Origin of the sequence: Parapedobacter lycopersici, assembly GCF_024643285.1 — a bacterium.
GTDB lineage: Bacteria > Bacteroidota > Bacteroidia > Sphingobacteriales > Sphingobacteriaceae > Parapedobacter > Parapedobacter lycopersici.
Map to the genome: position 1 here is coordinate 331928 of NZ_JAMSLW010000005.1, position 25022 is coordinate 356949.

The following is a 25022-nucleotide window of genomic DNA, read 5'->3' on the forward strand; positions in this document are numbered from 1 at the left end:
CGCCGTCATCCATTTGTTTAACCATTTAACTTTTTAGTACAATGAATGCATTAAAAAACAGTGTCCGCCTTACAGGGTTCTTAGGAAGTAACCCCGAAGTAAAAGCTATTAATGACAACAAAAACCTTGCCCGTGTTTCCATTGCCACCCATACACGGCACCGCAACAGTGACGGGGAATGGACCACCGATACGCAATGGCATAACTTGGTTTTTTGGGGAAAACAGGCCGTTTTCGTTGAAAAAAGCCTGACTAAAGGCTCGGAAATCACCGTGGAGGGTAAGTTGGTTAACCGCCAGTATGTGGATAAAACAGGGGTAACGCGATACGTTACCGAAATCAGTGTCCAGGAACTGTTGCTGCTTAGCCGCAAACCGGAGGAGTAGCGTACTTTCCATGTATTTCCGCATTTTTCGTTAATTTTGCCCCAAATTAAAGTGACGGTTACATGGTAAAGAATACAGCGCTCACCGATTTACATATCGCTTTAGGAGCCAAAATGGCTCCTTTCGCAGGTTTTAATATGCCGGTCCAATATTCCGGCATCTATGATGAGCATGAGGCGGTCCGCAGTAGCGTGGGCGTCTTTGATGTCAGCCACATGGGAGAGTTTATCCTGAAGGGGGAACGTGCCCTGGAACTTATCCAGCAGATCAGTTCAAATGATGCGGCAAAGCTTCACGACGGCAAGGTGCAGTACGCATACATGCCTAACGAAACCGGCGGGATTGTGGACGACCTGCTGATCTACCAGATCGATGAGTTAACCTATATGCTGGTGGTCAACGCCGCCAACATTAAAAAGGACTGGGACTGGATATCAGCTTATAATACCTATGGCGTAACGCTAAAAGATATTTCCGACGAAACGGCGCTTTTTGCCGTTCAGGGCCCCCGGGCTGCGGAGGTGCTGGCTCCGCTGACAGAAATCGACCTGGCGGGAATGGCGTACTACACCTTCCATAAAGGCATATTCGCCGGCGTAAGCAATGTACTGGTTTCCGCTACCGGATATACCGGGGCGGGTGGCTTTGAGGTGTACGTGGCCAATAAGGATGCGGCGCGCGTCTGGCATGCCATTATGGAGGCCGGCGCTTCACACGACATTAAACCAGCGGGTCTGGGTGCACGGGATACGCTGCGGCTTGAAATGGGCTTTTGTCTTTATGGAAATGATATTGATGACACCACGTCGCCGCTGGAGGCCGGGTTGGGATGGGTAACCAAATTTAACAAAGATTTTGTCAATGCTGCGCAACTCCGGGAACAGAAGGCCACCGGTTTACAACAAAAGCTGGTTGGATTTGAAATGATCGACCGGGGAATTCCCCGGCAGGGTTATGTAATCAAGGACGAGGCTGGAGCGGTAATTGGCCGGGTTACCTCAGGCACCCAGTCGCCCACGTTACGACGGTCTATCGGATTGGGGTATGTCACACTTGCACATGCAAAGGAAGGCAGTTCCATTTACATTGATATCCGCAATAATCCGGTTCGGGCCACCGTGGTAAAGCCCCCTTTTTTGAAATAGCCGGCGAGACTGGCCTCTGGCCAATCTTTGGTTTACAAACGATTTATGGATTCAAGAAAAATTCAGGTCTGCTTAAGTCCGGCATTGCTGCCGTTTTACGATAAGGAAAATACCGTGGCGGTGGTGATCGATATTTTCCGGGCAAGCTCGTCCATTTGCTATGGACTGGCGAACGGTGCGGAAGCGATTATACCCGTTGCCGAGGTTGATGAATGCCGCGCCTACGAAGGCCGGATGGGATGTCTGCTCGCTGCCGAACGCAACGGGGAGGTCGTGCCGGGGTTTGACTTCGGCAACTCTCCTTTTTCCTACACTGCCAATCAGGTTAAGGGAAAAACGGTGGTGCTCACCACCACTAACGGAACCCGGGCCATCCAGCAATGCCTGGACGCCAGTACGGTAGCTATCGGCTCATTTCTCAATATCACTGCGCTCGTGGAATGGCTAAGGGGACAGGACCGTCACGTACTGCTGGTCTGTGCAGGGTGGAAAAACCACGTTAGCCTGGAAGACAGCCTTTTTGCCGGGGCGGTGGTTGCCCGGCTGAAAACCTCGTCCAGCTTACTGGACGATTCGGCACATATGACCGCCGCATTATTTGCGGAAGCCCGGGAAGATATTGCCGGCTACCTCAATAACAGCGCCCATGCCCTGCGGATGCGGCACCTTGACTTGGCGAAGGACATCGCTTTCTGCCTGCAACAGGACCTGGTATCTACCATTCCGGTGCTGCATAATGGACGGCTGGTTGGTTTGCCGACAGAGGGAGAAGCGGCCACGACAGGTATTCCGGCCTGAGTTATTTTTTAGTCTGCCGCTTTACCACCTTCAACAGGTGGTATTTAAGGAAGATCAATACAGCGGTAATCAGTACTGAAACGGCCAAAATGATATGCTGGCCACTGTTATAGGCAGCCACAATACTCAACACCATCACGATCAGCGCGATCGTCAGCAGTACATTATAAAAGAAGTATTTCTTCACAGGATATCGCCCGGTTAGTACACCTGCATATCCGGCGCGAATGCATCCCGCCAGGCAATAATGCCACCCTTCAGGTTGTAGAGATTATCAAAACCTTCCTGCTCAAGCAGCATGATTGCTTGCGCACTCCGCTTGCCGCTGCGGCAATGGACTACGACTGGCTTATCCTTCGCGATTTTGTCCTGTTCGAGCACAATCTCTGCCAACGGAATATTCTCGCCGTCTATGTTTGACGTTTCGTATTCAAAGGGTTCGCGGACATCGATCAATTGGAAATCTTCGTTATTGTCGATTCTGGCCTTCAGTTCTTCTACCGTAATCTCGTTCATAACTTTATTACTTTTAGCTGTTCAAATATAGGGCTTATTTGGCTAATGGTGGGTAACAGCGGTGTAAAAATAGGAGATCTTGTTTTAAAATCCGTATTTTTGGATTCATTGCTATTTGTATTATGATCAATAAACTAAGCCTTTATATTTCCTGTTGCCTGCTGGCCGGTTGTGCTGTTCATCAGCCGGGCGAAGGAATTGTAGAAACGCAGGAAGTGAAGCGGATCGTATCTGCGCTTGCGGGCGATGATATGGCAGGCAGAGCTTCTTTTACACCTGGAATTGAAAAGGCAGCAGACTTTATAACGGCCGAATTTGAGAAAATAGGCCTGCAACCATATACCGCTGCCGGTTACCGGCAAACGTTTGAGGTTTCGCGGATTAAACCAACCACTTGGGAAGTTACTCTGGACGGGGAATCCATACCGGAAGATCATGTTATTGTATCAAGCAACAGTCCGGGCGTGAACTGGAATACCGACCCGGGGGTATCCGTGCTGCAAATTGCCCCTGGCGACGATTTTGCCCAGCGGTTCAGGGAAATAGCCGCTGCCGGGAAAGATGCGCTGGTGATCGTCGACACCAGCTTTGCCTCCCTATTTGCACGTTATAACGGCTATTTAATGGGCGGTCGAATCGATCAGCATACCGGTGCTGGGCCGACCCCTTCCATCGTGTACGCACTGGCTTCGCGTAAACCGGAATCTTTCCGGGTGAGTTTCACGAACGCCATTGAAAAAATGCCACTCTCCAACCTGATCGGCGTGTTGCCCGGCAAGTCCCTGAAGGATGAATATGTGATCTTTTCGGCGCATTACGACCACATAGGTATCCTTGAACCTGTCGGACAGGATTCCATTGCCAATGGTGCGGATGACGATGCCTCGGGGGTGTCCGCTGTCATCAGCTTGGCAAATTATTATAAACGGGCAGGAGACAATGAGCGGACGTTGCTTTTCGTGGCATTTACCGCTGAAGAACTCGGCCTTGTGGGATCTACTTATTTTGCCCAGCAGCTGAATGCGGACGAGGTAGTAGCCATGATCAACATGGAAATGATTGGCAAGGGCTCCCGCTTTGGACCAAATGCCCTGTATGTAACTGGCTATGACCGGTCTGATTTGGCGGCGCTGATGCAACGGCAGGTTAACGGGACAGGCTTCACATTCCACCCTGACCCCTACCCGGACCAGAACCTGTTTTACCGGAGCGATAATGCGTCACTGGCTGCTGCAGGCGTACCGGCCCACAGCTTCTCTACGGTGCAGATCGAGAAAGACACTTTTTATCATACGGTACACGATGAAGTAGAAACGCTCGACATGGAAAACATCATTTCGTCCATTAAAGCAATTGCATTGGGTGCGCGCGGCCTGGTACAGGGAACGGATACACCAAAACGGGTTCCGAAACTTAACCGCTAAGCTAATTCTCACTGCCGTAACCCACCGCTTTTTGCATAATGTAGTCATTAAGTACATAGTCATGGTACGGAATATCTATTTCCTGTACGACAACAAACCCTTGTTTCTCATAAAAAGCTTTAGCCGGATTATATCGGTTTACGTGGAGTTCAAGCCGGCTAGCGGTAACGTCCCGCGCATAATTTTCTGCCGCATCCAACAAGGATTTTCCCGTTCCCTTACCCTGCTCGGATGGTAAAACATATAGCTTTTCGACCCGTACAACACCGGGCGTTTCCGCTTTCTTTGTCAATCCCGTAAACCCCACGACCTCGTCGTCCCGGTAGGCCAATAGGAATAGCTGTCCGGCCTCCAGCTGCGCAATCAAGGCCCTTTCGGAGTATATCTTTTCCAGCATCAGCCGGATCTGGCCATGTGGCAGGTAATTGCCATAGGCAGGCCACCAGCTGGCTATCGCCAGTTGCCGGATGATGGTAACATCGGTTACCGTTGCCTGTGTGATGCGGATCCCGTTCATGTCATTATTATAACCGCTCCCCGACTAATCCATAGGAGCCGGAGAACGTTACGGAAAAAAAACCATCCTGTTGGGTAACATACTCGTTGGCGCCCCGGCGGATTAAGCCCTCAGTGACAACTCCATTCGACTCGCCGTAAAGCCATATCGTTTCTCCCGCAGGTTTCCATTTATTGAGGCCCGGTTTCGCCACTACAATCCGCTGCTCATTGCCCAGCAGTACGATATCAATCCGGTCAGCGTATCGGTACATCAATTCGAGGACTGATGATGTTTCGGAGAGGACATTTACCGCCCGGTGTCCTCGTGCGATGAGGTGGTCGAGTGCCGTATCCATCCAGGCCGGCCCCGCAGGTATGATAAGAAGGTGGTCTTGCGGCGGAGGTGTTGCTTCTTTTTTACGGGTGAACCACACATCCACTTTAATGCCGTGCGCCTGCAGCTGAATTAATGCGTCGTCTCCCGTCAAAATCGTTGGGCTCCACTCCAGTAATTGTTCAAAATAAGGCAGGGGTACCGCATTAAGATCGTCAATCAATAATGCCGGTTCCTGATTTTCCCGGATAATATGATGCGAAGACATGCCGCAGGGGGTTAATTCCCGAGTTTTCGGAGGGCGATATAGGCCATGAGACCGGTACTGAGGGCTAAGGCGTTTTCGTCGATATCAAATGTCGGGGTGTGGACGGCCGATGTGATGCCCCGTGCCGTGTTTCCCGTGCCGAGACGGTAAAAACAGGCATCGGCTACCTGTGAATAGTAGGCAAAATCCTCTGCCGCCAACCAAAGATCCAGGTCCACTACATTTTCCGTGCCCAGGTAATCCTCGGCGTAATCACGGGCCTCGGCAGTAAGTTTTTCTTCGTTGACCAGGAAAGGATACCCCACGCGGACCTCAAAGTCGCAGGATCCGCCCATGCTTTCGGCTATTCCTTCAGCCATTTTTTTCATATGTGTATGGGCCTTTTTACGCCATGCTTCATCGAAGGTACGGAAGGTGCCTTCCAGATAAACTTCGTTGGGAATAACGTTTGTGGCCCCGTTGGCTATTACCTTTCCGAACGAAAGTACACTGGGTGTCTTGGGGTCGGCTACACGACTGACGATCTGTTGTAGTGCCGTAATAATGTGTGCTGTAATGACAACCGGATCAATATTTTGCTGAGGTTGTGCCCCATGGCCGCCCTTCCCCTTTACGGTGACGTACAACTCATCGGTTGATGCCATGTATTTGCCTGACCGGAAACCCACCTTGCCGGCTTCGATCAGTGGCATTACGTGCTGTCCGATGACCGCCTGCGGGACGGGGTCTGCCAGTACCCCTTCCTTGATCATCAGGCTGGCCCCGCCGGGCAACCGTTCTTCACCGGGCTGAAAGATCAACCGGATGGTGCCGCCAAACTCCTTTTTCAGCGATTGCAGAATTTTCGCGGTACCCAATAGTGAGGAGGTGTGAACATCGTGGCCACAGGCGTGCATAACCCCGGGTTGCTGCGAGCCATATTCGCGGCCCTCGACTTCCATAATCGGCAGCGCGTCCATGTCGGCACGCAGGGCAATTACCTGTTCGGAGGGCAGGTCGCCCTTGATTTCCGCTACTACGCCGGTATTGGCCATGGACCGGTAAGGGATACCCAGCTGATCCAGTGCAGATTTAACGAAAGCCGATGTTTCATATTCCTCAAATGAAAGCTCGGGATGCCGGTGCAGGTGCCTACGCAACGATACGGTTTCTCCATGAAGCTGAGTGGCAAGTGCACGTATTTTTTCTTTCATTATCGGGATTTGCTTTATTGATACACGAATATTTCTTCTGTGAAGACAAATACATTGTTGAATTGCCTGCGCAGGCCCTGCATCAGGTTTTGTGCCTCGCCCCGGCTTCGAAAGTCGCCCACTTTCACCCGGTAATTGGGTTCCTCGTAAGTGACGTAGGTATCGATGTCCTTGTAGAGGTTCTTGAACCGCGTCTGTTCCGCGTAAGCTTCACTGCGATCAGCGCCGGAATAAATCTGCACCCGGAAACCCATGGTCGTCGTGCGGGTGGCGGTAGATTTGTCAACGGGCCTGCTTCTGCTTTCAGAAGCGGCTGTAATGTTCGTACCTTTCCGGTTCCGCTGCATGACGCTGATCAGAGGGTCGGCAACAATTTCCACACGCCCCTTGCTTTGCTGGGCATGGGCATCTACCCATCCGATGCAGACCAGCAGGGCGAGCCATCCGCCGGTTTTGACTAATGTTTGGAGCAGTTTATACATAAGCTTGTCTGTTTAGCTCAACGGGCTCACTCCCGGTTACGAGCCGTGGCAGTTTTTGTATTTTTTGCCGCTGCCGCATGGACAGGGATCGTTCCGGCCAACCTTTTGTTCGTTACGGACCGGCTGGGTCCGCTGGATTTCGCGCGTATCTTCAACCGGCGCGCTTCCCCCTCCCGATGCTACCAGCTCGGGCTTGGCCGCTTTAACCTGCGCCTCCTGCCGGGGTTGCGGACGGGCTTCGCGCACATCCTGCGGCTGTTGGTTCGGGATCTCACCCTTGAAAAGAAAGCCTACCACATCCTTATTCATGCTCACCAGCATTTGCCTGAACAGGTTAAAGGCTTCCATTTTATAAATGATAATGGGATCTTTCTGCTCATACACCGCGTTTTGGACCGATTGTTTCAATTCGTCCATATCCCGCAGGTGCTCCTTCCATGCTTCGTCGATTAACGCCAGCACTACCCCTTTTTCAAAAGACTTGAAGACTTCCTTTCCTCCGGATTCCACGGCTTGCTTCAGGTTGGTTACTACCTGTATGCCCCGCAGGCCATCAGAGAATGGCACTACAATGTTTTCAACCTGGCCACCCCGTGTGGCAAATACATCGGTAAGTACCGGAAGCGTCTGTGCGGCTATTCGCGTTGCTTTTCCTTCATAGTACCCGATCACCTGCGCAAATAGCTTATCAGTAAGGTCGGCGTTGCCTTCGTTTGCAAATTCCGCTTCACTGATCTGTGGATCCAGCGAGAATACCCGGATTACTTCAAGTTGAAAGTCCTCATGAGAACCGCCTTCCTTATACTCGGTCACAATATCTTCCACCACGTCGAAAATGGTGTTATTCAAGTCTACGTCCAGCCGTTCGCCGAACAGCGCGTTTTTCCGCTTCGCGTAAATAACCGTACGCTGGGAGTTCATCACGTCATCGTACTCCAGCAGGCGTTTCCGGATGCCGAAGTTGTTTTCCTCCACCTTTTTCTGTGCGCGTTCAATGGATTTGGTCAGCATGCTGTGCTGCATAACCTCGCCTTCTTCCACGCCCATACGCACCATGATGTTGGATATCCTTTCCGAGGCAAAGAGGCGCATCAACGGGTCTTCGAGTGAAACGAAGAACTGCGACGAACCCGGGTCGCCCTGCCGGCCGGCCCGTCCGCGAAGCTGGCGGTCTACCCGGCGTGACTCGTGGCGTTCTGTACCGATGATGGCCAATCCGCCAGCCTCCTTAACCCCCGCTCCGAGTTTAATATCCGTTCCCCGGCCGGCCATGTTGGTGGCAATGGTTACGGTGCCTGTCTGCCCCGCTTCCGCCACGATATCGGCTTCGCGCTGGTGCAGTTTGGCATTCAATACGTTGTGTTTTATTCCGCGCAGCTTGAGCATACGGCTAAGCAGTTCCGAAATTTCAACGGAAGTTGTACCCACGAGTACCGGTCGGCCGGCTTCGGTAAGCTGCTGTATTTCTTCCGCCACCGCATTGTATTTTTCACGTGCCGTGCGGTAAATCAGGTCGTGACGGTCGTCACGCTGGATGGAAATATTAGTGGGGATCTCCACCACGTCCAGTTTGTATATCTCCCAAAGTTCACCCGCTTCTGTAACAGCCGTACCGGTCATCCCCGCCAGTTTGTGATACATCCGGAAATAGTTTTGCAGGGTGATGGTGGCATAAGTCTGCGTAGCATCTTCCACTTTCACATTTTCCTTAGCCTCAATGGCCTGGTGCAGGCCGTCCGAATAGCGCCTGCCTTCCATGATCCGGCCCGTCTGTTCATCTACGATTTTGACCTTGCCATCATCAATGATGTATTCGTCATCCCGTTCGAACAGCGTGTAGGCTTTCAGTAACTGATTCACGGAGTGGATGCGTTCCGATTTAATGGAAAAATCGCGCATCAGCTCTTCCTTTTTAGCCAGTTTTTCCTCCGGGCTTAAGCCTGACCGTTCGATTTCCGCTACTTCCGAACCCACGTCGGGCATAATAAAGAAGTTCGGGTCCTCACCGGAGGCGGTAATAAGCTCGATGCCCTTTTCCGTAAGCTCAACCTGGTTATTCTTTTCGTCGATTACGAAATACAGTTCCGCATCCGCTTTGGGCATGTGCTTGCTCTGCTCCTGGAGGTAATAGTTTTCCGTTTTGCCAAGTACCTGGCGGTTACTGCCTTCGCTCAGGAATTTAATCAGTGCCTTGTTTTTGGGCAGCCCCCGGTGTGCGCGGAACAGGGCAAGTCCGCCACTTTCCACGCCGGTGTCACCTGCCGCAATGGCTTTTTTTGCCTCATTCAGTACCGTGTTGATCAGGCTCTTCTGCGTATTCACCAGTCGCTCAATACGGGGTTTTAGCTCATAAAACTCGTGCTCGTCACCCCGTGGAATGGGACCGGAGATGATGAGGGGTGTCCGTGCGTCGTCCACGAGTACAGAGTCCACCTCATCCACCATAGCGAAATGCAGTTTGCGCTGCACGAGCGCTTCGCGCGATTGTGCCATGTTGTCACGCAGGTAATCAAAGCCAAACTCATTGTTTGTACCAAACACGATATCCGCGGCGTAAGCATTGCGCCTTGCCGGCGAATTGGGTTGATGCTTATCGATGCAGTCTACCCGGAGGCCGTGGAATTCGAAGATCGGCCCGTTCCATTCGGAGTCACGTCGTGCAAGGTAATCGTTCACCGTTACGATGTGTACCCCGGAACCGGATAGCGCATTAAGGTATGCCGGGAGTGTACCCACCAGCGTTTTACCTTCACCCGTTGCCATTTCCGCTATTTTACCTTCATGCAATACGATACCCCCGATAAGCTGTACGTCGTAATGCACCATATTCCAGGTTACCTCGGTGCCGGCAGCGGTCCATTTATTCTTCCATATGGCGTGATCGCCATTGATCTGTACATTGGGTTTGAGCGCAGCAATGTGCCGGTCAAAATCCGTGGCGGTTACTTCCAGTTCTTCATTTTCGGAAAAACGGCGGGCTGTTTCCTTCACCACGGCGAAGGCTTCCGGTAAAATTTCCATCAGCACCTCCTCCAGTTTTTTATCCCGGTCTTTGCCCAGCTTATCCACCTTGTCGTAGATTGCTGTTTTCTGCGTCATCTCCACGCCTTCCTGCTCCGCCTCTCCCTTCAGTTCAGCTATTTCCTTGTCTATCGTCTCCAGGTAGGCCGCTATCCGCTGTTTAAAATCTATCGTTTTCGACCGCAGTTCATCGTGGCTCAGGGAATCCAGTTTGGCGTACTCCTCCTTGATACGTTCTACCAGCGGTTGGATGTGTTTAATATCTCGGTCTGATTTACTTCCGAATATTTTGCTTAAAAATGTTAACATTAGTCGTTGTTTACAGAATTACACTACCTGTTGGCAATAATAGCACCAAAAAGTAGCTATACAGCCAATATGGCATACTGGGCAAAGTTAGCTATTCAGTATGAGAATGTAACGGTTAGCGATGAGATTTTTACGTTATGCCATCAAGACAGGAATAACGGGTGGGTTACCGGGGGAATCAGTTCCAGTGCGGTTGCTTCGTCAAAAAGCCGCTGTATGGCGCTCCGTCCTTCCGTCCCAAGCGAAACCGAATAGCGGTTTACATATAAGTCAATGTGCTGATACATGACGGCCTCATCCATTTCCTGTGCATGGGAGCGGATGAAATCGATCCCGGATTTCGGATGAGCCAGCGCATACTCCACGCTTTTCCTGAGCACGCGGTTGAGCCGGCGCTTAACCTCCTCTGGAAGCTGCCGCTGCGCCACAATACCACCCAGCGGAATCGGGCCTCCGGTTTTCTTCTCCCAAAAATCTCCCAGGTCAATGACCTTATGCAGCCCCTTTTTCTGATAGGTAAAGCGGTTCTCGTGAATGATCAGGCCAAATGCAATCGCGTCGTCCAGCAGCGCCTGTTCAATATCCGAGAATAGCATCTCCCGTTTGTCGTCCAGCTGGGGATAAGCAAGTCCCAGCAGGAAATTGGCCGTGGTGAACCTGCCAGGTATGCCCACGGTAAGCGGTTGCCCCGCCGTGGCCTGATCCGATAGGCGTGTTGCTGTTTCGGGATTTTTGCAGATCAGGAGCGGTCCCACGCCAAACCCCAATGCGCTGCCGGCATCAAGGAGGGTGTAATGTTCAACGGCATAGGCATAGGCATGATAACTTAGCTTGGTAACAGCCAGTTCATTGTTGAATGCCTTTTGATTGAGTGTTTCCACATCTTCATACAACACATCAAACTCCAAGCCTTCCGTGTCGATCTTGTGATGGATCAGTGCGTCGAAGATAAACGTATCATTGGGACAGGGAGAGAAGCCAAGCGTCAACTTCATAGCGTTATCTTTTGTGTCATTAACAAAGCCAAAACAGCAGCAAAGGTAACTAAAATTATCCCCTGTGCAGTCTTTTCGCTGTTGTTGCGGTAGCCATAACGTACAAGTGCGAGGTTGATCAGGCCTGCCACCCCATAATAACCCAGGGGCTTATTGCTTAGCCAGGCCATAGCCGATGAAGCAGTAAGCAAGTAGGCAATCACCGGGAAAATAAGTCCGATTGCACAGCCCAGCAACAGGTTGTTCTTTTTCACGGATAAGACTATTTGACGTTGAAACTCCAGGCGTTCAGCTGCGGTATCACATGGTGGGCGGTCATGTCAAACTGTACCGGAACAATCGAGGCAAACCCCTGCTGCAGCGCCCAGACATCGGTATCCTCGCCGCGGTCGCGCAGATCGAATATGCCGGTCAGCCAATAATAACTCCGGTTGTAAGGGTCGGTCCGCTCGTCGAATTCTTCCGCCCATTTGGCATCGGCCTGCCGGCATATTTTAATGCCCTTTATCTCCGGAACATTCGGGAAGTTGACGTTCAGCAGCGCGCCTTTGGGCAACCCGTTTTCCAGGACCTGCCGGGTGATTTCCCGGACGTAAGGGCGGCAATTGGAAAAATCAGCATCCGCATCGAAATCATCGTATGAAAACCCGATGGACGGAATGCTTTCAATGGCACCTTCCACAGCCGCAGACATGGTTCCTGAATACAGCACATTAATCGAATTATTCAACCCGTGGTTAATCCCTGACACACAGATATCGGGTTTACGCCCCTTGAATACTTTATTAACCGCGAGCTTTACGCAGTCAACAGGTGTGCCGGAGCATTTATACATGAGCGTGTCGGGATAGATGTGGATCTGGTCTATCCGGAGCGGTTTGCCGATGGTTATTGCATGACCGGTGCCGGACTGCGGACCCTCGGGGGCCACTACGGTGACATCGCCCAGCTGCTGCATTTCTTCAATCAGTACCTTGATTCCCTTGGCGGTGATGCCATCGTCATTAACGACCAGGATAGACGGTTTCTTTTTTGCCATGCGCCTAAGTTAACAAGAAAAGCGTTACCAGGCATAGCCGGTAACGCTTTTCTTGTTAACAGGGTAAGGTCTGCTACAGACTGTTTAACCAGTCGACCACTTGATCACGGGCTTTGCCTGTCTTTTTTTGAATACGGCCAATCAGTTCATCTTCCTTGCCTTCTTCATATAACAAGTCGTCATCTGTTAATTCGGCAAATTGCTGTTTCGCCTTTCCTTTCAACTCGTTCCAGTGCCCCTTTAATCTTAAGTTACTCATAGTTTTTATGTTTTACTTAATTAACAACAGGGAGCGGAAATAGTTTAGGAGTAGGCTCAGGAATAAATAAAAAGGGCTCCCCGATGTGGGAAGCCCTTTTGTAAAACCTTGTGTAAACTAAGGGTTTACTTATTTTTTAATTTCAACGCGACGGTTAAGGACACGTCCTTCTTCAGTAGCGTTAGATGCGATCGGAGCAGATTCGCCCAGTGCATTTACCATGACTTTGTTAGCGTCAACGCCAGAGTTAACCAAGTATTGTTTTACTGAGTTAGCACGGTCTCTTGACAAGTTCATGTTGTAAGCTTCAGTACCTTCAGCAGAAGCGTGGCCGTCTAAAGTAACGGAAGCACCGCTTTCACGCAGGTCAGAAGACAACCGATCCAGTGTAGAGTAAGATTCGGTTTTCAATACAGAGCTGTCGAATTCGAACTGAATGTTTGAATAAGTAGCTGATTCTGCAACTTCAGGCTCTGGGAATTTGATCGGGCATCCAGCACCGTCTACCTGAGTACCGGCAGGCGTGTTAGGGCACTTGTCAAATTTGTCAGATACACCGTCACCGTCAGAATCACGACCCAATTCGTCAACTAAGCCTTCCAGCGTAGTTACACGTTGTTTCAATGCTTCAAGTTCGTTACGCAGTGAAGGATCTTTCAACTCATCATACAGCGTAGACACAGGGTTATGCCAGGTCAGATCTGGTTTTGAAGAAGAACCCAAAGAGAACTCTAAACCACCGTAAGTGTATGAGAAGTTATCGTTAACACCTTTGTTAACCGGACCATAAAGGGTCTTGTCGTCAACAAAGTTCATGGTGTAACCCAAGTTCAATGCTACGCGGTCAGACAGTTTGAATTTGATACCAACGCCTACAGGAATGTTAGTCGCTTTTTTGAAGTCGTTGTCACCAGCATTTTGGCTATCCGCACCCCAGTTTCCTTTGTTGTTCCACTCGCCAGTTGATCCATCAGCGTCTGTGTATAATACAGGGTTGTAAGCCAAAAGACCCAAACCAACACTGGCGTAGAAGTTAACTGCATTTTCCCTTCTCAGGAAGTCGATGGTTGCCAATTGGAACACACCGTTTAAGCTGGCAGAATATTGAACAGAAGTCTCTGCAGATTCGTAATCCAGGTTTGCTGGTAATCCAGGAGCATTCCAAGGATCGATGGTTGTTTTCAAACCTTCTTCGTTATGTGCAAAGATCCGTCCGCGGTTGATGTTACCTTCCAAACCAAACCAGCTTGAAAATTGCTTGCGAAGGGAAATTCCGTAGTATTCGCGTAATTTGTATTCACCGAACCCTACTTCCTTGCCAAATGAGTTGGATCCACCGACAAGAACAGATGGCGTAGTAAAACCACCATTCACACCGATCGTCCAGGTTCTGTACTGGGATCTTCCTCCAAATACAGTAGGCTCCTGCGCTTGCGCGGTCTCTGCTAACCCAAGGGCTGCAACGAGCGAGCAGGCAATTGCCGTTTTGATTGTAGAATAATTCATACTCGTGTTTTTTTAAAGGTTAAAAATTTTTAATTGTCTAATTTTCTCGCAAAAATAACCAATAGTTTGATTCACGCAACATTTGCAAATACTATTCCAGTTTTTTGTTTCCGCGCTTCTTTTTTTAAAAAAGTGCTTCTTTTTGTCTGAAACCGCTTTTTTCTTTATTGTTTATGAGCCTGTTATACAACAGCTTATGCGTGCTGTTTGTTTTCAGGGAAATCAGGGCACTAATGCCCTGTCCTTATTGTATCAGCCCATTCAGTTTTATAATCACCTCAAAAAGAAACGACTGCGTGTCTGCAAACGCATTAATTGTCCAATTTTATGGTCAGTCAAGGCTAAAACGCGATAAAACTACATATAAATTTGCAATGATTCCTATAAAACCCTGTTTTTTTTATACATAGACACAGGTTTTTGCCTGCCAGTATGGTTTGCCGGTATCCCAAAGAACCCGTCGGCCGGTTTTAAAACAGGTAATGGATGATGGTAAAGGTAATACCGGCCAGTACCGCGGATACCGGAATGGTCAGTACCCATGCCCAAAGAAGGCTGATCGTTACGCCCCAGCGGACAGCAGAAACCCGTTTTACCACACCTACCCCGATAATGGAACCGGTAATGGTGTGCGTGGTCGAAACCGGAATGCCAAAGTGTTCGGTAATACCCAGTGTCAGTGCGCCGGCTGTTTCGGCACCCACGCCTTCCAGCGCGTTTACCTTCGTTATTTTGGTGCCCATGGTTTTCACGATTTTCCACCCGCCGCTCATGGTACCCAACGCAATTGCAGAATAACAGGCTAATGGAATCCACTCCGGCATAGGGTCGCCCGATTGCAAATATCCACCCGCCACCATGGCCACGAAAATAATCCCCATCACCTTCTGCGCGTCGTTGCCGCCATGTGCGAAGCTGAGGGCGGCCGACGAAACGAGCTGCAGTTTCCTGAACCACCATTCGGCTACGGCCGGTCGGGCCCGTTTGGATATGTTGATGATGATTAATGTGATAATGGTCGCAATGATCATCCCGATTAGCGGTGCCAGGACAATGAACGAGATAATCTGCAACGTGGCTTTCATGTTGATTGCACCAATAACATTGTCGCCCAGAATAAAGGCGTGCATCATTCCTGCACCGGCAAATCCGCCGATCAGGGTATGGGATGAGCTGGAGGGGACGCCGTAATACCAGGTAAACAGGTTCCAGCCGATGGCGGCAATTAATCCCGCGAAAATCACCTCAAGGGTAATGTACTGTTCCAGTACCGTTTTGGCAATGGTATTGGCAACTTTATGGTCAGTGAAATAGAAATAGGCTGCGAAGTTGAATGCCGCCGCCCACAGCACCGCCTGAAAGGGGGTCAGTACTTTGGTGGAAACGATGGTGGCAATGGAGTTGGCGGCATCGTGAAATCCATTGATATAGTCAAATGCAATGGCAAGGATGATGACGATAACCAGTAATGTGGTAATCATTAGACGTATGTTTCGTTAATTAAACCTTTCGGTTGCTTCGTTATTGTCCGCGGCTTCACTTATGCGTTTTTCACCAGGATGCTCTCCAGTACATTGGCCACGTCCTCACACCGGTCGGTGGCCGTTTCCATCGCCGATAACACCTCTTTGTATTTGATCAGGTTGATGGCGTCCTTTTCAAACTGGAACAACTCGCCCACCGCTTTGTCAAATATATAATCCGCTTTATTTTCGACGCTGTTGATGCGTACACACGAATCGGTGATGTTGCGAATATTTTTCAGGTTGCGGAGCTCATGCACTGCCTTGGCCACATCTTCCGTCGCTTCCACAATCAGGTCGGCGATCTCAATGATGGGATCGGTAATCTTTTCCACCTGGTATAAATCGATCCGGTTGGATGCACCATGAATGAAGTCAGCGACATCGTCCAACGAACTCGTCAGCGTATGGATGTCTTCGCGGTCAAAAGGTGTAATGAAGTTTTTGCCCAATTCGAGGTGTATCTGATGAGAAATCTCATCGCCCTTATGCTCCAGGTCTTCAATTTTTCTGCAGATTTCTTTCCGCTTGCTAAGATCGGGCAGGTTTACCAATTCTTTCAGTAGCCGGGCCATTTCAATGAGGTTGCTGCTGGCCTGCTCAAAAAGTGGGAAGAATTTTTTGTCTTTAGGGACAAAATACTGGAATATGCTGTTTAACGACATAACTGGAATATTTCTGCAAATGTATAACCTTAATGTTAACTTAACGTTAATTAACAAGTTACTTATTGTTAAGTTTGAAGGGAGGAGGGTTTACTTTTTTTCCGCAAAAAAGTAATAAAAAACTCGTCGCTGGGCCCAGCCGCTACAACCACCGGTCACCGGGTTAAATCGCGGGGCTTTCTTTCTCCAGTGTGAAGGCAAAGGTAGTGCCCAGACCTTCCGTACTCCGCGCGTTGATGGTCTGCTCGTGGGCTTCAATGATGTGTTTTACAATGGCAAGCCCAAGTCCCGAGCCGCCGATTTTCCGTGAGCGGCTCTTATCTGTCCGGTAAAACCGCTCAAATACCCGTGTCAGGTTTTTTTCCTCGATGCCGATCCCGTCGTCGGTCACCTCAACCAGCACCGTGTCGAAGAGCTCGTAAACCCGGATGTCGGTCTGCCCGTGTGTTTTTCCGTATTTAATGGAATTGTCGACGAGGTTAACCAGTACCTGCCTGATTTTCTCACGGTCGGCATTCACCATCATGGCCCGTTGGTACTTCTCTTTGAAGCGGAGTGTGATTTCATGTGCTCGGGCCCGGTCGTCCATGGATTCCATGACCTCCCTGACCAACGGCACGATGTCGAATTTCTGGTAGTTGACGGGGATCTGTCCGCTTTCGAGTTTGGAAATCGCATCCAGGTCCTTAATCAGAAAGCTCAGCCGGTCTATATTCTGCGATGCCTTTACGAGAAACTGGGTGGCTGTTTCCGGGTCCTCTTCCAGCATGCCGTCCTGCAGCGCATCGATATACCCCTGGATGGCAAACAGCGGTGTCTTAAGTTCGTGGGAAATATTGGCCAGAAACTCCCGGCGAAAGCGCTCCTGGTCTTTCAGCGTTTCAATTTCTTTTCCCTTTGCCTTTGCCCAGTCCCGCACCTGCTGTTCCATATCATTGATGGGGTCGTTGCTCATCTTCTCGCCCAGCGCATTCTTTAGGTCTTTGCCAAGCTTAAGGCTATGGATCTGCTTATAGATAAGCCTGATTTTATTATAGATGTAACGCTGGAACAAGTAATAAAACACCAGGAAGCTGATGGCAAAGCTAATGCCGAAGGAAATCAGGAAAGCGGACCAGTCGCGTTGAAAATAAAAGTTCACGAAGGCAATGGATATGCCCACCGCACAGGCATTGATAAAAACAAGCAGGAGGAATCTCATGGTGTATTGAAGCTATATGATGCCCCGTTGTATGTCGTCACCGGAGCACTGTTACTCGAACTGCCCGAGTGTCGTCAGTCCGCCGGTTACGTGGTCCCCGATTTTTACATTTACTTTCGTACCGATAGGCAAAAAAACATCCACACGGGAGCCGAACTTGATAAATCCGAACTCCTGCCCCTGTGTGACACTGTCGCCTTCCCTCACATACCAAACGATCCGCCTTGCCATGGCACCGGCAATCTGCCGAAAAAGGACTTCCGTGCCCTTCGCGGTTTGTATCGCAATGCTTGTCCGTTCATTAAGTGTTGATGACTTAGGATGCCAGGCCACCAGGTATTTTCCCGGGTGGTAGCGGAAAAACCGAACGACGCCGCTTACCGGATTACGGTTAATGTGCACATTCACGGGCGACATGAAAATGGAAACCTGTATCCGCCGGTCCTTGAAATACTCCGTTTCCTCTGTTTCCTCAATTACCACCACCTTGCCGTCGGCCGGACAGAGTATGGTGTTTTCATTGGGTATGATGTGCCGTTTGGGATTTCTGAAAAACTGCAATATGGCAACAAACAACAGCAGTGAAAGCAGGTATACGAACCACACCACAAATGTGCTGCCCGGGATAAAGTAATGTACCAAGGCATTACTTACAAAAATTACCAGTAACGTAATGGCAATGCTGGTATACCCTTCTCTATGGATTGTCATCTTATTTTGCTAAGCCGTAAATTAACCAAGCAAACTTAGCTAAATTCACCTTGATATGCAACACGACGGCGGTGCATATATAAACCATCCGGACACCGCATAGCCATACATCCGGCACCGGTGGGTGCACAATCCGGGCAGGCCTGTCCGGCCATCGTACACCTGTTCCTCCGAACAGGGCACGCTACGCATTGACCAGCTGCTCAATATTGAATTTTTTCATCTGCATAAACGCCTGCATTACCCGTGCGGATTTCGCGGGGTCCTGCAGGAGTCCGGCCAATACGGTGGGGACCACCTGCCACGACACCCCGAACCGGTCTTTCAGCCAGCCACATTGGCTTTCGCTTCCACCGTCGGTAAGCCGCTCCCAGTAATAATCGATTTCCTCCTGGGTGTCGCAATCAATCACGAGGGACACCCCTTCGTTAAATGTAAACGGCTGCGGCACGGCACTGTCCATGGCCATGAAAACCCGGTTATTGAGCCGGAATCGGGCGTGTACAACCGTCGCATCGAGGGTTACCTGCCCTGGTTCGTACCGGACGATGCTTTCTGTTTTTGCGGGGTTAAATACGTTGGTATAATATTGCAGGGCTTCCGCAGCCCTTCCCTGTTGTTCGCCACAGTACATCAGCAACGGAACGAATCGCTGGCCCACGGCCCGGCTGTCGCCCAGACTAATCTGCCACGACACCCCGAACCGGTCCTGCACCCAGCCATATTTTTCGCTCCAGTCATACTTGTCGAGCGCCATCAGCACCATTCCGCCATCGGAAAGGCGTTCCCAGGCTTTTTGTACCTGCTCTTCCTTGTCCAGCACAACATAGAATGAAATCGCGGGATTAGGCTTAAATGTCGGCCCGCCGTTCAGGCCCATGAACTTCACACCATCCAGCTCGAAGGTGACGACCATGGGCGTGTCGTCGATGATGCCGGAGTTTTCAAATACCGAACAGTAGTATTCGGCCGCATCCTTAGCCTGACCATCAAACCAGATGCAGGGATAAATTGCATTTTTCATAATTTTCTTGCTATTCCTGTGGAAATTTACTCATATCCATATAACAGACTTCCCAGAGGTGGCCGTCCGGGTCCTCAAAACTCCGTTGCCACATGAAGCCATAGTCGTCGGGCTCCCGGCTTTCTTTGCCGCCGGCGGCCACTACCTTTTCAATGGTATTGTCCACCCGCTCCCGGCTGTCGAGTCCCAGCGAATTGATCACTGCGGCGGTTTGCCGGGTATCAGCAATGGCCTTGCCGGTAAACTGGCTGAATTTTGCATGCGTGAGCAGCATCACGTAGATTTCTTCAGAATATACCATGCACGCCGCGGTCTCGTCGGTAAACGTCGGATTATTCGTGAACCCGGCCGCGGTATAGAAATCCATGGAACGTTTCAGGTCTTTTACCGGGAGGTTAATGAAAACTTGTGTATTCATGATCTTTGATTAAAGGTGAGTAACTAACCACGCAACCTTGTGTGGTATGTTGATCAAAATTACGGCCGGTCGACGGCAATTACACGGTGGAAATGCGACAAATCAGGGGGTAATCCGTGACAAAGAAGCAGTCGGCAATGCGCCGTGTATCCCTGGCCTGCAATCCGGCTAGGATTATAGCCGGTTCAGTACCCTTTTTCGCGCCTGATCTGTATATTGTAAAAGTGCAGTTTTTGTCCGTCCGGGTCAGGGGCTACCTCGGCCGTCAGCGTTAAGGTATCGGCTGTATATTCGCCATCCGCATAAGAGGGGAACCAGAATTCAATGCCATGGCACGCGCTTAACAGCAGGGAAGCGTACTGTGCGCTTGGAAACGTCTGTATGGCCTCAATCCGCTGGGCGGTGCCCGTTTCATCGACGGCAATGGCGAGTTCGATCCGCTGGCTGGCCAGCGCGGCCGCATTGACCGTGGCAAACCATCGCTCAAAGTATTTTTCCAGGTACTGGGTGAAACCCGAATACTCATCAATGGTACAGGCTTTACTCACTAGGATCGTTGCCCGGTCGAAAAATTCAACCGGGTATAGCCGGTAGCGGGGTGTGCCGTCAAACGTTTCGTCGGTGAATGTTTCATATCCCCGTATAAACTGGCCATCGCGGTAATACTCATGGCCGGCCCCCGCCTTTTCACCATCCTCAAACACATATTCCACGATCCAGTTGCCATGGGGAAGCCCGTTAACAACCCGCCCGCTCCGGTTATAGCGGACGTAGCCATATTCGTTGTAACCATCGGCCGCTATTTCAAAGGCATACTTCCCATTGCCGTCGGTCACCTGCTGGCGGCCCCGGGTGTCCCAGAAATTACGGATAATGGTGCCCCGGGGGCCATACTCCAGTTCAAGCAGGGGTTTTCCATCCGGATAGTAAAAAGCCCATATGCCCCGGGGAACATCCTGTACGAAAGTCACTTCCCATTTCCGTTCTCCGTTCGGGTGATAGGCCGTAAATTTCCCCTCTTTTTTACCGTTTTCATAATTGCCCCGCAGTATGGCGCGCCCGGACAGGTTAAAATCGACAAACTCACCTACAAATACCTGCTTGTTGAAATCAAATTTAGCGATGCGCTCGATTGCCCTGAACGAACAGGCCTTATCTGCCAGGTAATACCTGTCGTCATAGAAAAAGCGCAGCATGCCCTCCGGCGCCGGTTCATAATAAACCGGCCGGCCGGTGGTATCCGCGCCGGCGGCCATCGCCGTTATAGCAGTGGTAACCAATAAATATAACAGCAGGTATGTCCGCATAGTTGCCGGTATGGTTAGTGCGCTTCGAGCCAGTTCTGCCCTTCGCCGATTTCCACTACAACCGGCACGGTCATGGTCAGCGCATTTTTCATGTGTTTTTCCACCAGGGTACGGAATTGGGATACTTCCGAGCGCGGAACATCAAAAACCAGTTCGTCATGTACCTGCATGGTCATTTTTCCCTGAAGACCCTGTTGCTGGATATCCCGGTGGATGGCAATCATGGCAACCTTGATCATGTCGGCGGCGGATCCCTGGATGGGGGCGTTGATCGCGTTCCGTTCAGCAAAGCCTCGCACGGTCTGGTTGGCCGAGTTGATGTCGCGCAGGTAGCGCCGCCGCTTGAGCAGTGTTTCCACGTAGCCATTTTCCTTGGCAAAATTAATGGTGTCGTTCATGTACTTTTTGATGCCGGGGTACTGGGCAAAGTATTGGTCAATAATGGTTGCTGCTTCCTTGCGCGGAATGCCCAGGTTCTGCGAAAGACCAAAGGCCGACTGACCATAAATAATACCGAAATTGACTGCTTTCGCGTTTCTGCGCTGTTCGGATGTGACCTCCTCCAGCGATACGCCATATACACGGGCAGCCGTGGCCCGGTGGATGTCCAGCCCTTGGTTAAAGGCATCTACCATACCCTGGTCGCCACTTATGTGGGCCACCAGCCGCAGTTCAATCTGTGAGTAGTCGGCCGAGAGGATCACGTGATCCGCATCGCGCGGTATAAATGCCTTGCGCACCTCGCGTCCCCGTTCGGTACGGATGGGGATATTCTGCAGGTTGGGGTTGGTTGAACTCAACCGGCCCGTTGCAGCTACTGCCTGGTTGTATGAGGTATGTACACGCCCGGTAATCGGGTGAATCATCTGGGGCAGCGCATCTACGTAGGTGGATTTCAGCTTCTGCAGCTGCCGGAAATCGAGGATGTCCTTTACAATATCACTTTTCGTGGCCAGCGTCAGCAGCACATCCTCACCGGTTTTGTACTGGCCGGTTTTGGTTTTCTTGGCTTTCGGGTCGAGCTGCAGTTTATCAAAAAGCACTTCCCCCAGCTGCCGGGGTGAGGCGATATTAAACCGGACACCGGCTTTGGCGTAGATGGTCCGTTCGATCTCGGCAATATCTTTTTCCAGCGAGCCGGAGAGGCCGCGCAGCACCTCCACATCGATCTTTACGCCGCAGCGTTCCATATCGGCCAGGATGTATACCAGCGGAAATTCCACTTCGCGGGCCAGGTTTGAAGCCCCCGCCTGTTCCAGCAGCGGCTCAAAAACCGTCTTCAGCTGCAGCGTGATATCGGCGTCTTCCGCGGCATAGGCGGTGATTGCTTCCAGGTCGACGTCCTGCATGTTGCCCTGTTTTTTGCCGCGCGGACCGATAAGGTCGGTAATGGGTACAGGCGTGTAGCCCAGGTAATTTTCGGCGAGTACATCCATGCCGTGGCGGGTATCGGGGTCGATCAGGTAGTGGGCCAACATGGTATCAAACAGTTCACCTTTAACCGACACGCCGTAGCGGGCCAGCAGTAACATGTCGTATTTCAGGTTTTGTCCTACCTTGGCAATTCCTTCATGCTCAAATACCGGCTTAAACGGTTCGAGCAGGGCGCAGCAGCCCGCCTCGTCGCGGGGTGCAGGCACGTACCACGCCTTACCGGCCTCCGTGGCAAATGATAACCCGACCAGGTCGGCCACATTGGCGTCCGTACCCGTGGTTTCCGTATCGAAGCAGAACGATTTCTGCGCCGCCAGCAACGCCACCAGTTCGGCCTGCTTTTCGGGTGTGTCTACCAGGATGTATTCGTGCGGTGTATTGTTGATGTTCCTGGCGGCAACGGGCGGTACGTACTCTTCCGCCACCTCCGGGTTGCCGGCAAGCTCCGGTGCAGCATTGCCGAAGAGGTCCATCTGGGCGCCGGTAGCCGAGCGCGTTTCAGCCACGCTGAACCCATCGCCAAATACGCGCCTGCCCAATGTGCGGAATTCCAGCTCCGCAAAGATCGGTTCCAGCACATCTTTGTCCGGTTCGCCCAGCTTCAGCGCATCTTCATCCAGCTGAATGGGTACATCCAGCTGGATGGTGGCCAGCTGCTTGGAGATCAGTCCCTGCTCGGCAAACGTCTCCACGTTTTCCCGCTGTTTGCCCTTCAGCTGGTGCGCATTGGCAATAATGCCCTCCACCGAACCGAATTCCTGCACCAGCTTCTTGGCCGTTTTCTCACCGATGCCGGGTATACCGGGGATGTTATCCACCGCGTCGCCCCAGAGGCCGAGAATGTCAATGACCTGGGAAACGTCGGTAATTTCCCATTTTTCCAGGATTTCCCTGACGCCGAGCACTTCGGCACCATTACCCATCCGCGCCGGTTTGTAAATCAGGATGTGTTCAGTCACCAGTTGCCCGAAGTCCTTGTCGGGCGTCATGCAATACACCGTATATGCTTTTTGTTCTGCCTGTTTGGCCAGCGTGCCGATGATGTCGTCGGCTTCGTAGCCATCCATCGAAATGATGGGGATGTTAAATCCCTCGACAATTTTATATACATAAGGGATGGCCGCGGCCAGGTCCTCGGGTATGGCCTGCCGGTTTGCCTTGTAGTTTTCAAACGCGGTATGGCGGTTGGTTGGCGCCATGGTGTCAAATACCACGGCAATATGAGTGGGCTGCTGGCTTTTCAACACCTCCAACAGCGTATTGGTAAAGCCCATGATCGCCGAAGTGTTAAACCCCGTTGAGGTAATCCGCGGTGTTTTGTTGAGCGCAAAGTAGGCCCGGTAAATCAGGGCCATGCCGTCGAGGAGAAAGAGTTTTTTCATCAGCGTAGTTTGTTCTTTAACGACGATGAAGCTTGCATGAGTTGTTTTTCACTTCTTGACAGTTTTCAGCAGTGTTCAAGAGATCGCTGCGCTAAGTTCCTGTCTTTTTTCGAATAGCAATTCATGCAGGTTTCACGTGTATTTGACGTATTGGTATGCTACAAAGATAGGGATAGTGATGAGATGATGTAAAAATTTACCATTTTTGTCGTATGGCAAAATCCACGGCATATTACCCCTTCGCGGCACCATGAAAGGCTTGGTTACCAAATCCACGGGAAGCTGGTATGATGTGCTGGCAGAAGACGGCAGCGTTTACCAGTGCCGGATTAAGGGAAAATTCCGGACCAGGGACATCAAAACCACCAATCCGGTGGCGGTGGGCGACCGGGTAACCATTGTGCCCGAGCCGGAACAGTCAACCGCCGTGATCACCCAGCTGCACGACCGCGAGAATTACATGATCCGCAAGTCGGTGAACCTTTCCAAGCAGGCGCAGATTATTGCGGCCAATATAGACCAGGCCCTGCTCGTCGTAACCCTGGCCTCGCCATTTACCTCGCTGGGGTTTATCGACCGCTTTCTGGTAACCGCTGAGGCTTATGCGATTCCGGCGGGGTTAATTTTCAATAAGCTGGACCTGTTCAGCGCGGAAGGCCTTGATGTGCTGCACGAATATGAAGCCATTTACACCGCCATCGGCTATTCCTGTTACGAGACATCGGCACTCGAAGGCACCAACCTGGAAATCATCAAGCAGGTGCTCAAGGATAAAACGACATTGATATCCGGCCATTCGGGGGTGGGGAAATCCACCCTGATCAACGCACTTAATCCTGCGGCCGGCCAGCGTACCGCCGATATATCGGATTGGTCGGATAAGGGCCGGCATACGACCACCTTTGCTGAAATGATTCCGCTGCCCTTCGGCGGGCAGCTGATCGACACGCCGGGAATCCGCGAATTAGGTATCATTGATATCGAACAACAGGAACTCGGCCACTTCTTTCCGGAAATGCGGGAATTGATGAACGACTGCCGTTTTAACGATTGCCGGCACATCAATGAACCGGGCTGCGCCGTACTGGCGGCGCTGGAAGAAGGACATATTGCACCCAGCCGTTATGAAAGTTACCTGAGTATTTACCATAAGCATGATACCCGGGGATAGGCACGTTTATACA

25 protein-coding genes are annotated in these 25022 nt (G+C 51.0%); 5 read left to right on the plus strand and 20 right to left on the minus strand.

The window, feature by feature from the left end:
* Positions 1 to 41: 41 nt before the first annotated feature.
* The 3 genes from NEV57_RS12530 to NEV57_RS12540 all read left to right on the plus strand — a co-directional run bounded on the left by NEV57_RS12530 (position 42) and on the right by NEV57_RS12540 (position 2329).
* Positions 42 to 386 carry a single-stranded DNA-binding protein gene (locus NEV57_RS12530; protein WP_257658666.1) on the plus strand — a complete coding sequence of 115 codons (345 nt, stop codon included), beginning with the start codon at positions 42 to 44 and terminating at the stop codon, positions 384 to 386.
* Positions 387 to 448: 62 nt separating this feature from the next.
* Positions 449 to 1531: a glycine cleavage system aminomethyltransferase GcvT gene (gene gcvT / locus NEV57_RS12535; RefSeq protein WP_257658667.1), complete on the plus strand. Its 1083-nt coding sequence runs from the start codon at positions 449 to 451 to the stop codon at positions 1529 to 1531.
* A gap of 45 nt (positions 1532 to 1576) precedes the next feature.
* Positions 1577 to 2329 (plus strand): 2-phosphosulfolactate phosphatase, encoded by a 753-nt coding sequence (locus NEV57_RS12540; protein ID WP_257658668.1) that lies wholly within the window; start codon positions 1577 to 1579, stop codon positions 2327 to 2329.
* Between the two features lies 1 nt (position 2330).
* On the opposite strand, the gene NEV57_RS12545 is transcribed toward NEV57_RS12540, so the two are convergent.
* On the minus strand, positions 2331 to 2516 hold the full coding sequence (locus NEV57_RS12545) for a DUF6358 family protein (protein WP_257658669.1): 186 nt from the start codon (positions 2514 to 2516) through the stop codon (positions 2331 to 2333).
* 14 nt (positions 2517 to 2530) lie between these two features.
* Complete coding sequence (locus NEV57_RS12550) at positions 2531 to 2845, minus strand: rhodanese-like domain-containing protein (protein ID WP_257658670.1); 315 nt, start codon at positions 2843 to 2845, stop codon at positions 2531 to 2533.
* 122 nt (positions 2846 to 2967) lie between these two features.
* Between NEV57_RS12550 and NEV57_RS12555 the strand changes: the two genes are divergently transcribed.
* Entirely contained in the window at positions 2968 to 4269 is a 1302-nt protein-coding gene (locus tag NEV57_RS12555; protein ID WP_257658671.1) for a M20/M25/M40 family metallo-hydrolase, read from the plus strand.
* A 1-nt stretch (position 4270) separates the two neighbouring features.
* On the opposite strand, the gene NEV57_RS12560 is transcribed toward NEV57_RS12555, so the two are convergent.
* The 18 genes from NEV57_RS12560 to polA form a co-directional block, all read right to left on the minus strand.
* Complete coding sequence (locus tag NEV57_RS12560; RefSeq protein ID WP_257658672.1) at positions 4271 to 4786, minus strand: GNAT family N-acetyltransferase; 516 nt, start codon at positions 4784 to 4786, stop codon at positions 4271 to 4273.
* A 7-nt stretch (positions 4787 to 4793) separates the two neighbouring features.
* Positions 4794 to 5369, minus strand: a complete 576-nt coding sequence (locus NEV57_RS12565) for a thiamine diphosphokinase (RefSeq protein WP_257658673.1) — start codon at positions 5367 to 5369, stop codon at positions 4794 to 4796.
* A gap of 11 nt (positions 5370 to 5380) precedes the next feature.
* A complete protein-coding gene (locus NEV57_RS12570) occupies positions 5381 to 6565 on the minus strand; it encodes a M20 metallopeptidase family protein (protein WP_257658737.1) in 1185 nt (394 codons plus the stop codon).
* An 11-nt stretch (positions 6566 to 6576) separates the two neighbouring features.
* The gene (locus NEV57_RS12575) at positions 6577 to 7044 is read right to left on the minus strand and encodes an SPOR domain-containing protein (RefSeq protein ID WP_257658674.1); all 468 of its coding nucleotides are present in this window, start codon (positions 7042 to 7044) and stop codon (positions 6577 to 6579) included.
* A 36-nt stretch (positions 7045 to 7080) separates the two neighbouring features.
* A complete protein-coding gene (gene secA, locus NEV57_RS12580; RefSeq protein WP_257658675.1) occupies positions 7081 to 10374 on the minus strand; it encodes a preprotein translocase subunit SecA in 3294 nt (1097 codons plus the stop codon).
* A gap of 143 nt (positions 10375 to 10517) precedes the next feature.
* Positions 10518 to 11369, minus strand: a complete 852-nt coding sequence (locus tag NEV57_RS12585) for a menaquinone biosynthesis family protein (protein ID WP_257658676.1) — start codon at positions 11367 to 11369, stop codon at positions 10518 to 10520.
* Entirely contained in the window at positions 11366 to 11623 is a 258-nt protein-coding gene (locus tag NEV57_RS12590) for a hypothetical protein (protein WP_257658677.1), read from the minus strand. Before NEV57_RS12590 ends, NEV57_RS12585 begins: the two co-directional genes overlap by 4 nt.
* 8 nt (positions 11624 to 11631) lie before the next feature.
* Positions 11632 to 12408 carry a 5'/3'-nucleotidase SurE gene (gene surE, locus NEV57_RS12595; protein ID WP_257658678.1) on the minus strand — a complete coding sequence of 259 codons (777 nt, stop codon included), beginning with the start codon at positions 12406 to 12408 and terminating at the stop codon, positions 11632 to 11634.
* Between the two features lie 73 nt (positions 12409 to 12481).
* Positions 12482 to 12667, minus strand: a complete 186-nt coding sequence (locus NEV57_RS12600) for a CsbD family protein (protein ID WP_257658679.1) — start codon at positions 12665 to 12667, stop codon at positions 12482 to 12484.
* Between the two features lie 129 nt (positions 12668 to 12796).
* On the minus strand, positions 12797 to 14173 hold the full coding sequence (locus NEV57_RS12605; RefSeq protein ID WP_257658680.1) for an OmpA family protein: 1377 nt from the start codon (positions 14171 to 14173) through the stop codon (positions 12797 to 12799).
* A 470-nt stretch (positions 14174 to 14643) separates the two neighbouring features.
* Positions 14644 to 15654 carry an inorganic phosphate transporter gene (locus NEV57_RS12610; RefSeq protein WP_257658681.1) on the minus strand — a complete coding sequence of 337 codons (1011 nt, stop codon included), beginning with the start codon at positions 15652 to 15654 and terminating at the stop codon, positions 14644 to 14646.
* Positions 15655 to 15713: 59 nt separating this feature from the next.
* A complete protein-coding gene (locus NEV57_RS12615) occupies positions 15714 to 16361 on the minus strand; it encodes a DUF47 domain-containing protein (RefSeq protein WP_257658682.1) in 648 nt (215 codons plus the stop codon).
* A gap of 163 nt (positions 16362 to 16524) precedes the next feature.
* The gene (locus tag NEV57_RS12620) at positions 16525 to 17562 is read right to left on the minus strand and encodes a sensor histidine kinase (RefSeq protein ID WP_257658683.1); all 1038 of its coding nucleotides are present in this window, start codon (positions 17560 to 17562) and stop codon (positions 16525 to 16527) included.
* Between the two features lie 51 nt (positions 17563 to 17613).
* Positions 17614 to 18273: a phosphatidylserine decarboxylase family protein gene (locus NEV57_RS12625; protein ID WP_257658684.1), complete on the minus strand. Its 660-nt coding sequence runs from the start codon at positions 18271 to 18273 to the stop codon at positions 17614 to 17616.
* Positions 18274 to 18457: 184 nt separating this feature from the next.
* Entirely contained in the window at positions 18458 to 19297 is an 840-nt protein-coding gene (locus tag NEV57_RS12630) for a VOC family protein (protein WP_257658685.1), read from the minus strand.
* Positions 19298 to 19307: 10 nt separating this feature from the next.
* Positions 19308 to 19715, minus strand: coding sequence for a VOC family protein (locus NEV57_RS12635; protein ID WP_257658686.1), 408 nt, complete (start codon positions 19713 to 19715; stop codon positions 19308 to 19310).
* A gap of 185 nt (positions 19716 to 19900) precedes the next feature.
* A complete protein-coding gene (locus NEV57_RS12640) occupies positions 19901 to 21022 on the minus strand; it encodes a toxin-antitoxin system YwqK family antitoxin (RefSeq protein ID WP_257658687.1) in 1122 nt (373 codons plus the stop codon).
* A 14-nt stretch (positions 21023 to 21036) separates the two neighbouring features.
* Positions 21037 to 23838, minus strand: a complete 2802-nt coding sequence (gene polA, locus NEV57_RS12645; protein WP_257658688.1) for a DNA polymerase I — start codon at positions 23836 to 23838, stop codon at positions 21037 to 21039.
* Between the two features lie 250 nt (positions 23839 to 24088).
* Between polA and rsgA the strand changes: the two genes are divergently transcribed.
* Positions 24089 to 25009, plus strand: a complete 921-nt coding sequence (gene rsgA, locus NEV57_RS12650; RefSeq protein ID WP_257658738.1) for a ribosome small subunit-dependent GTPase A — start codon at positions 24089 to 24091, stop codon at positions 25007 to 25009.
* Positions 25010 to 25022 lie beyond the last annotated feature (13 nt).